Source organism: Streptomyces sp. NPDC055103, assembly GCF_053607625.1.
Map to the genome: position 1 here is coordinate 109,024 of NZ_JBSGTX010000007.1, position 9,071 is coordinate 118,094.

Consider the following 9,071-nt stretch of genomic DNA (forward strand, 5'->3'; position numbering starts at 1 on the left):
CCCCAGGTGCCCACCCTCGTCTACGACGACATCACGACCGCCGCCGACCGTGTCGCCGGTCATGTCCGGCCCGTCGCCCTCGCGGCGCCCACGGAGCCCGACGGGGTCCACCTCGCGCTGGAACTGATGCAGCACACCGGCTCGTTCAAAGCGCGCGGCGCGCAGAACTTCCTGCTCGCCCACCGCGAGGCCGGCACTCTCCCCGACGCCGGGGTCACGATCGCCTCCGGCGGGAACGCCGGGCTCGCCTGCGCCTGGGCCGCCGCCCGGCAGTCCGTCCCCGCCACCGTCTTCCTGCCGACCACGGCGCCCCGGGTGAAGGTGGCGCGCCTCCGCGGCTACGGCGCGGACGTCCGCCTGGTCGGTACGGAGTACGCCGAGGCCCTCGCGGCCTGCGAGGAGTTCGCCCGGGCCACCGGGGCGCTCGCCTCGCACGCGTACGACCATCCGCTGATCGCCGCCGGAGCGGGCACCCTGCTCGACGAGATCCGCCGGCAGGTACCCGGCCTCGACACCGTCGTCGTCGCGGTCGGCGGCGGCGGTCTCTTCGCCGGCGTCGCCACCGCGGCCCGGCACCACGGCATCCGTACCGTCGCCGTCGAACCCGAGAACTGCCGCGCCCTCGACGCCGCCGTCCGGGCCGGCGAGCCGGTCGACGTCACCGTCGACTCCGTCGCCGCCGACTCCCTCGGCGCCCGTCGCGCCTCCGCCGCGGCCGTGCACGCCGCCCGGCAGGACGGAGTCCGTTCCGTCCTCGTCCCCGACACCGCGATCGTCCGCGCCCGGCAGGCCCTGTGGGACGACCGGCGGCTCGCCGTCGAGCACGCCGCCGCCACCGCGCTGGCCGCCGTGACCCGGCCCGAGCAGGAGACCACCGGCGCCGGGTACCGGCCCGCGCCCGGCGAGACGGTCTGCGTGATCCTCTGCGGCGCCAACACCGATCCGACGGACCTCGTCTCTCCGTAGGGAGTGCCTGCGCCGGACGGACGGTCGCGGACACGTCGCCACCGGTGGCACACTGGCGCGTCGATCCGCCGAAGGAGCACGTCGTGTCCATGATCCAGCGTCTGCGCAGAGCCGTCCGTCTGACGTACCGGCGTACCGTGGACCTCAGCCACCCGGCACGTTCCCCGCTCGGCAGCGCGGTCGTCAACTGCGCGGTCTACATCGACGGCGTACGGCGCAGCGGGCGCGGGTCGGCCGAGGAGGCCCTGCGACAGGTCCGCAAGGCCGGTGACGGGTTCGTCTGGATCGGTCTGCACGAGCCGGACGAGAAGGAGTTCACGGGGCTCGCCGAGCTCTTCGGGCTCCACCCGCTGGCGGTGGAGGACGCGGTCAACGCCCATCAGCGGCCCAAGGTGGAGGAGTACGACGGCGTGCTGTTCGCCGTCTTCAAGACCGTCCGCTACGTGGAGCACGAGGAGCTCACCGCCACCAGCGAGGTCGTGGACTCGGGTGAGCTGATGGCCTTCGTCGGCCCCGACTTCGTCATCACCGTCCGGCACGGCGGCCACGGCTCCCTCGGTCCGCTGCGCGAGGCCCTGGAGGACCTGCCCGAGCAGCTGGCCAAGGGGCCGTCCGCCGTGCTGCACGCGATGGCGGACCACGTGGTGGACGAGTACCTCGCCGTCGCGGACGCCGTGCAGGACGACCTCGACGCGATCGAGAGCGCGGTCTTCTCCGAGCAGGCGGACCGGCGGGACGCCGGCCGGATCTACCAGCTCAAGCGCGAACTCCTGGAACTGAAGCGGGCCGTGACGCCGCTGGCCCGGCCGCTCCAGCATCTCGCCACCCACCCGATGCCGCTGATCGACCCGGACATCAGGGCGTACTTCCGTGACGTGACCGACCACCTCGCCCGGGTCGCCGAGCAGGTCACGTCCTTCGACGCCCTGCTCGACTCGATCCTCCAGGCCCACCTCGCGCAGGTGACGGTCGCCCAGAACGAGGACATGCGCAAGATCACCGCCTGGGCGGCGATCGTCGCCGTCCCGACCATGGTCTGCGGCGTCTACGGCATGAACTTCGAGCACATGCCCGAGCTGCGCTGGACCTACGGCTACCCACTGGTCCTCGGCGTCATCGTCGTCTCCTGCTTCGTCATCCACCGGGGCTTCCGCCGCAACGGCTGGATCTGACCGACGACGACGCCCAGCGGGCCGGGGGGCCCGGGGCCGGGGGCCGTGCGCCGTCGGGCCCCGGGGCCGGTGACGCGTCGCCGCAGGCCACACGCTGGGTAGAGTCGAGAACCGGACATCCCGACCCCTGGGAGCGAAGGAGGCCGACCGGCCATGGCGGTGGACGCACTCGACACCCGCATCCTGCGGCTCCTCATCGAGCAGCCGCGTACGAGCGTGCGCGAGTACGCGCGGATCCTGGGCGTCGCGCGGGGCACCGTGCAGGCGCGGATCGACCGTCTGGAGCGGGACGGGGTGATCACGGCGACCGGCCCCGTCCTCTCCCCCGCCGCCCTGGGACACCCGGTGCTCGCCTTCGTCCACGTCGAGGTGACGCAGGGCCATCTCGACGAGGTCGGTGACGCGCTCGCGGGCGTCCCGGAGATCGTGGAGGCCTTCTCGATCACCGGTGGCGGGGATCTGCTGACCCGGGTCGTCGCCCGGGACGCCGGGCACCTGGAAGACGTCATCCAGCGCCTGATCCAGCTGCCGGGGGTGGTGCGCACCCGGACCGAGATCGCGCTCCGCGAGCGGGTTCCGCACCGGCTGCTGCCGCTGGTCGAGGCGGTCGGGCGCCGCTCGGGCACCTCGTAGCGTGCGCGACCCGATCTTCGTCGATTCCTCCAACGAGGCTGGCGAATGCGCCGAGATACGTCGCGATACGTTGGAGATACGAGGTCGCACGACCTAACGTGGCGCATATGCAGTCCTACACCATCGGGCAGGCGGCGCGTCTCCTGGGCGTCAGCCCCGACACGGCACGCCGCTGGGCCGACGCGGGCCGGGTCGCCACCCATCGCGACGAGGGCGGCCGGCGGCTCATCGACGGCCGCGACCTCGCGGCCTTCTCGATCGAGGTCGCCCAGAGCGGCACGGGCGACGAGGACGACTCCTACACGTCGGCCCGCAACGCCTTCCCCGGGATCGTGACCGCCGTCAAACTCGGCGACGTCGCCGCGCAGGTCGAGATCCAGTCGGGCCCGCACCGGCTCGTGTCCCTCCTCACCCGCGAGGCGGTCGAGGAACTGGGGCTCGAGGTCGGCATGCGGGCCACCGCCCGGGTGAAGTCGACCAGCGTCCACATCGACACCGCGTGATCCGGACCGACCACGCCTGAGCGCTGAGCACCCGAGCGCTGAGCGACTCGGCACCTCGGTACGTCAGCACCTCAGCCCCGCAGCCCCTCAGCCCCGCAGCGCCTGAGCGCCTGATCCGCCGGTTTCCGGGGCGCCGGCCTCCCGCATCGCACCGGCCGGAGTCCGGAGCCCCGGAGCGTTCCGTGGGGGCTGTCCGTGTCCGGGGGGACGGACAGCCCCCACCTCCACCGCTTCCAGGGGACACCGATGAAACGCCTCCACGTCCGCCCCGCCGGCAGGGGCCCGCGCACGCCCGTCGTCCTCGCCGTGCCCGCGCTGCTCGCCGTGGCGTTCCTGGTCCTGCCCCTCGTCGGTGTCCTGGCCCGCACCGAGTGGGGCTCCTTCGGGCCGCACCTGACGGCTCCCGGGACCGTGCAGGCCCTGAAGCTCTCGCTGGTCGTCTCCTTCTGGGCGCTCGGTCTCTCCCTGCTGCTCGGCGTCCCGCTGGCCTGGCTGCTCGCCCGCGTGCCGTTCCGCGGGAAGGCGATCGTCCGCTCCCTCGTCCTGCTTCCCATGGTGCTGCCGCCGACCGTCGGCGGAGTGGCGCTGCTGCTCGCGTTCGGACGGCGCGGGCTGCTCGGTCCCTGGCTGGAGTCCACGTTCGGCATCACGTTCCCCTTCCACACCTCGGGCGCGGTCCTCGCCGCGACCTTCGTGGCGATGCCGTTCCTCGTCATCAGCCTGGAGGGCGCGCTCGGCGGTCTGCGTCCCCGTTACGAGGAGACGGCGGCCTCCCTCGGCGCCTCGCCGGTACGGGTCTTCTTCACCGTCACCCTGCCGATGGTCTCCCCGGGGCTGCTCGCTGGCGCCGCGCTGACCTGGGCGAGGGCCCTGGGCGAGTTCGGCGCCACCATCACCTTCGCCGGCAACCTCCCCGGCACGACCCAGACCCTGCCGCTCCAGGTGTACCTGCTGCTCCAGGAGGAGCCCGAGGCCGCGACCTCCGTCTCGCTGCTGCTGCTCGCCATCGCCATGGCCGTACTGGTCGCGCTGCGCGGCCGCTGGACCGGCGGGCCGGCGTCACCCCGGCGTACCGCGCCCGCGCCCGCCCCTGAGCCCGGTCCCGATCCGGAACCCGCCGCCGGGTCCGGCACCGAACCCGGTCCTCGGCCCGACGGCGGCCGCTGGGCCCTCCGGGCCGAGGTCGACGGCTTCACCGAACTGTCCCTGGACGCCGAACCCGGCACCACCATCGCCGTCGTCGGCCCTAACGGCGCCGGAAAGACGACCCTGCTCCGGGCCCTCCTCGGCCTCACCCCCCGGGCCCACGCCACGCTGCGGCTCGGCGACACCGATGTCACCGATCTGCCGCCGCACCGTCGGCAGGTGGCGTGGGTGCCGCAGGACGGCGCGCTGTTCCCGCATCTGTCCGCGCTCTCGAACACCGCGTACGGCCTCCGGGCGCATGGCGTTCCGCGGGCCGAGGCACGGCGGGCCGCCCGGGCCTGGCTCGACCGGCTCGGCGTGGGGCAGCTGGCGCACCGCCGCCCCGCGCAGCTCTCCGGCGGCCAGGCCCAGCGGGTCGTCCTTGCCCGCGCGCTGGCCGCCCGGCCCCGGCTGCTGCTGCTCGACGAGCCGCTCGCCGCGCTGGACCAGACGACCCGGGCCCATGTCCGGCACACCCTGCGCAGCCATCTCGCCGGGTTCGGCGGGGTCTGTCTGATCGTCACCCACGATCCTGTGGAAGCCGTCTCCCTCGCCGACCGGGTCCTGGTCCTGGAGGCGGGGCGCACCCTCCAGGACGCCTCTCCCGGCGAGGTGTCGCGCCACCCGCGCTCGCCGTGGGTCGCCAGGATGCTGGGCAGCAACGCGTGGCCGGGGGCGGGAACCGCCGAGGGGCTCACGCTCGACGGGGGCGGCGCGCTGGTCGCCGCCGAGCCGCCGCCGCCGGGCACGCGGGCGCTCGCGATCATCGCGCCCGAGGCGGTGGCGGTGCACCGCGAGAAGCCGGGCGGCAGCCCCCGTAACGTCTGGCCCGGAACCGTACGGGAGATCACCGCGAGCGGCAGTCGCCTGCGGGTCCTGGTGACCTCCGATCTGGCGCCGGATCTCGTCGCCGAGATCACCCCGCAGGCGGCGGCCGAGCTGGGGCTCGCGGACGGGGTGCCGGTCTGGACCGGCGTCAAGGCGACCGAGGTGACCGTCGTGACGCTCTGACCGCCGGCCGCCATGGCGCCGCCGGGCACACCGTCCGCTGAGGCCGCGCGCCGCTCACCGCTCGCTCGACGCCCGCGCGGGATCAGCGGGTGGTGCGCGTCCGGGCCATGAGGACCGCCACGTCGTCCTGCACCGGTCCGGTGAGGAGCCGCGCGAGGACCTCGTCGCACAGGGTGTCCAGCGGTCGGGCGAGACGGCCCCGGAGCGCCCTGGCGAGCTGGCTCATCCCCTCGTCGAGGTCGCGGTCCCGGGCCTCGATGAGGCCGTCCGTGTAGAGGACGAGCAGGCCGCCCTCGGGCAGGGCGACCTCGTCCGTACCGAAGTCGTGGGCTCCGGTGCCCAGGGGGGTGCCGGGCGGGCCCTCCAGGAAGGTGATGGTGCCGTCCGGGGTGGCGAGCGCCGGTGGCGGGTGCCCCGCGCGGGCGATGACCCAGCCTCCGGTCGCCGGGTCGTGGACCGCGTACACACAGGTGGCCATCTCGTCCTCGCCGAGATCGGCCACGACGGCGTCGAGCGAGCTGAGCATCCGGGCCGGGTCGATGTCGTGGCGGGCCAGGGTCCGTACAGCCGTCCGCAGCTGGCCCATGACGGCCGCCGCGTGGATGCCGTGGCCCATGACGTCGCCGATGACCAGTCCCGTCCGGCCGCCGGGGAGCGCGATGACGTCGAACCAGTCGCCGCCGACGTCATGGGCGCTCGCGGGCAGATAGCGGCCGGTGAGATCCAGTCCGGTGACGGCGGGCAGCGCGCTGTTGGTGAGGCTGCGCTGGAGCGTGAGGGCCGCCTCCCGCTGGGTGGTGTAGAGGCGGGCGTTGTCGATGTTGAGGGCGGCGCGGGCCACGACCTCGTCGATGAGGACGCAGTCCTGCGCGTCGAAGGGCTCACGGGTCTTCAACCGCGTCACGGCGACCGCGCCGAGCACCTTGCCCCGGGCCACCAGGGGGACGAGCCGCGACGAGCCGACGCGGGTCGCGAAGTACGTCCGGAGCGCCTCGGTGCGGGGGTCGGTGAAGAGCGCCGGGAGATCGGAGGCGTAGAGGTTCGTCGGTCTGCCGCGGGCGACGACCTGCTCGTACACGGAGTCCAGCGGGAGCTGGAAGGTCTGGCCCGCGGTGAGCAGGAACGTGGGGGCGGTCGGATCGGGGAAACCGGCCGCGAGGCGGCGCAGCACTCCGCGCGTGGAGCCGGCCGGGTCGTCCGGTTCGAGCACCGATTCCAGCATCTGTACGTCGGCGGAGTCGGCGAGCTGCGGTACGAGGAAGCTCACCACCTCCTCGGCCGTCTGCTCCAGGTCGAGGGTCGTGCCGATCCGGGCGCCGGCCTCGGCGAGCAGGGCGAAGCGGTGCCGGGCCCGCTCCACCTCGATGTGCGCCTCCTGGCTCTCGGTGATGTCGACGAGGGAGGCGATGAGACCGAGGGGCTCCTCGGACCGGTCGCTGAGGGGCGCGTACGAGCAGGACCAGATGTGGTCGCGGCCGGGGTCGGCCGGTGTGCGGCCGACCCTGCGGGCGTCGACGACGGCGGTTCCGCTGTCGAGGACCTGGCGCATCAGGGATTCGAGCGAGGTGGCGTTGACGCCGGGCACGACCTCGGTGAGGCGGCGGCCGACGTGGGCGGCGGACGGCACTCCGTTCATCCGGGCGAGGGCGTCGTTGACGCGGAGGAAGCGCAGGTCGGGGCCGAGGAGGGCGAGGCCGATGGGCGACTGGGTGAAGAGGCTCTCCATCGCCGCGAGGTTCTCCCGCATGCGGAGGACCTCGGAGGTCTCCACCGCGATGAGCATGGCCCCGGACCGTCCCTGCGGGTCGGTGGCGGGCACGATCCACATCTCCATGGCGACGGTGTGGCCGTCGCGGTGGCGGACCGGAAGCGTGCCGACCATGGTCTCGCCCGCCTGGACGCGGAGGGTCAGCCGGTCGGCGAGCTCGCGGTTGGCGTCGGGGACGAGGAGCGGGGTGGCGAGGCGCCCGAGCACGTGCTCGGGCCGGTGGCCGAGCAGGTCCTGGGCGGCGAGGGACCATTCGACGATGCGACCCTCGGCGTCCTCCCGCCAGAGGGCGATCGGCAGCAGCTCGCGGAGCACGCCCGCGTCTCCGACGGCCGCTCGGGGCGGCAGCGGAACCCCGCTCGACGACTGGTGAGTCTCCAACGCATCGACCTACGCATCGGCCTGGCCCCAGGGGGCGCAATCCCTACCGAATCACCCTAGCCGAGTCGTCGGCGGCGGGCGCTGCGCAGTGCGTCTGTCCGATTCCGGACCGGCTCCCCGGGGAGGGGGTCCGATTCCGGACCGGCTCCCCGGGGAGGGAGCGCGGAGGCTTCCGGGGAGGGTTCCCGGATGCTTCCAGGGAGGGAGCACGGAGGCTTCCCGGTGAGGGAGCGCGGAGGCTTTCGCGGTTCTTCCGTAGTTCTACGGATGTGCGGGCGGCGGGTGTCTGCGAGAGTCGTCGCGACCTCCATGTATGCGCTTCCACATGCGCCGTCGTTCCGCCTCCCCTCCCCGGAGTACCCCGCATGACCAGCCGACCGTCCGACGTGCGTCGTCCGTACGACCGGAGGCCCGGCAGCGGTGAGGCGGAGGACCCGCACACCCTGCTCGAACGGGCCCGACGGCTCTCCGCGGCCGGCGGCCACCCCTCGGCCGGTGGCGCCTGGGAGCGCGCCGCGACGGCCCTCCGGCGCGCGGGCGGGGCCATCACGCCCGGCGACCACGCCGACGCGCTTGACGCGACCGCGCTCGACTGCCGGGGCGGGGCGCGGCCCGCCGCCGAGACGCTCTTCTCACGCGCCGCCGAACTGCACGAACGGTCCGGCCGGCTCGGCAAGGCGCTGATCTCACGCGCCCGGGCGCTGGCCACCGGCCCGGGACCGGGGGCGACGGCCTGCGCCGGGCTCACGGAACTCTGCGAGCGGGCCACCGTCCTGCACGCGGCCGGCCGGGCCACCGTCGCCCAGACCGCGACGGTCCTCCTGCTGCGCTGCCGGGCCCGCGCCGACCTCCTGGGCACCACGGCCGACCCGGCGGCCGACCGGGCGACCCACCCGGCGACCGACTTCGCGCGGGACGCAGGGGTCGGGTCAGCGGCCACCGCGGAGGGCGAGGCCGCCACGCTGCGCGAGGACCTCGAACGGCTCGTCGCCTTCGCCGAGCCGCACCGAGCGGATCCCGCCGTCCTCGGCCCCCTCGCCGACTCCCGCGCGCTCCTCGGCCGGATCACCGCGCCCGACGACCCGGCCGCGGCCCTCGCCCACCTGCGGGCGGCGGTCGCGGACCACGGCGCGTCGGGGCGGCCCTGGCCGCCCACGGAGGCCGAGCTGCTGCTCGCCGGGGTGCTCCGGGCCACCGGTGCGCACGCGGAGGCGGAAGCGGTACTGCGTACCGCCTCCGCCCTCGGCGCGGGGAACACCTTGCTCAGGGCAGCCGACAAGGCCCGCCTCCACCTCGCGCTCGCGCGGACGCTCGACGGACGCGAGGGACGCGAGGGATACGAGGGGTTCCAGGAATACGAGCGGTTCGAGGGATACAAGGGGGTCGGCGCGGCTGACGGGGCGATGGTGATCGACGCGGCTGGCAGGGCTGGCAGGGCTGGCAGGGCTGGCG

At 74.4% G+C, this 9,071-nt stretch carries 6 protein-coding genes and 1 pseudogene; 6 read left to right on the plus strand and 1 reads right to left on the minus strand.

Features of this window, described 5'->3' with window-relative positions; genetic code table 11:
- The first annotated feature begins 6 nt into the window (after positions 1-6).
- From ACWFR1_RS07265 to ACWFR1_RS07285, 5 genes are all read left to right on the plus strand, one after another.
- A complete protein-coding gene (locus ACWFR1_RS07265) occupies positions 7-966 on the plus strand; it encodes a serine/threonine dehydratase (RefSeq protein WP_453547476.1) in 960 nt (319 codons plus the stop codon).
- 89 nt (positions 967-1,055) lie between these two features.
- Entirely contained in the window at positions 1,056-2,138 is a 1,083-nt protein-coding gene (locus ACWFR1_RS07270; RefSeq protein WP_453547617.1) for a magnesium and cobalt transport protein CorA, read from the plus strand.
- Between the two features lie 153 nt (positions 2,139-2,291).
- Entirely contained in the window at positions 2,292-2,771 is a 480-nt protein-coding gene (locus tag ACWFR1_RS07275) for an Lrp/AsnC family transcriptional regulator (RefSeq protein ID WP_453547479.1), read from the plus strand.
- A gap of 107 nt (positions 2,772-2,878) precedes the next feature.
- Entirely contained in the window at positions 2,879-3,274 is a 396-nt protein-coding gene (locus ACWFR1_RS07280; protein ID WP_453547481.1) for a TOBE domain-containing protein, read from the plus strand.
- Between the two features lie 246 nt (positions 3,275-3,520).
- Complete coding sequence (locus ACWFR1_RS07285; protein WP_453547483.1) at positions 3,521-5,470, plus strand: ABC transporter permease; 1,950 nt, start codon at positions 3,521-3,523, stop codon at positions 5,468-5,470.
- Positions 5,471-5,552: 82 nt separating this feature from the next.
- Here ACWFR1_RS07285 and ACWFR1_RS07290 read toward each other — a convergent pair whose 3' ends face one another.
- Positions 5,553-7,619: a SpoIIE family protein phosphatase gene (locus tag ACWFR1_RS07290; RefSeq protein ID WP_453547485.1), complete on the minus strand. Its 2,067-nt coding sequence runs from the start codon at positions 7,617-7,619 to the stop codon at positions 5,553-5,555.
- 365 nt (positions 7,620-7,984) lie between these two features.
- Between ACWFR1_RS07290 and ACWFR1_RS07295 the strand changes: the two are divergent.
- Positions 7,985-9,071 (plus strand): annotated as a pseudogene (locus ACWFR1_RS07295) (hypothetical protein); the annotation flags it as partial.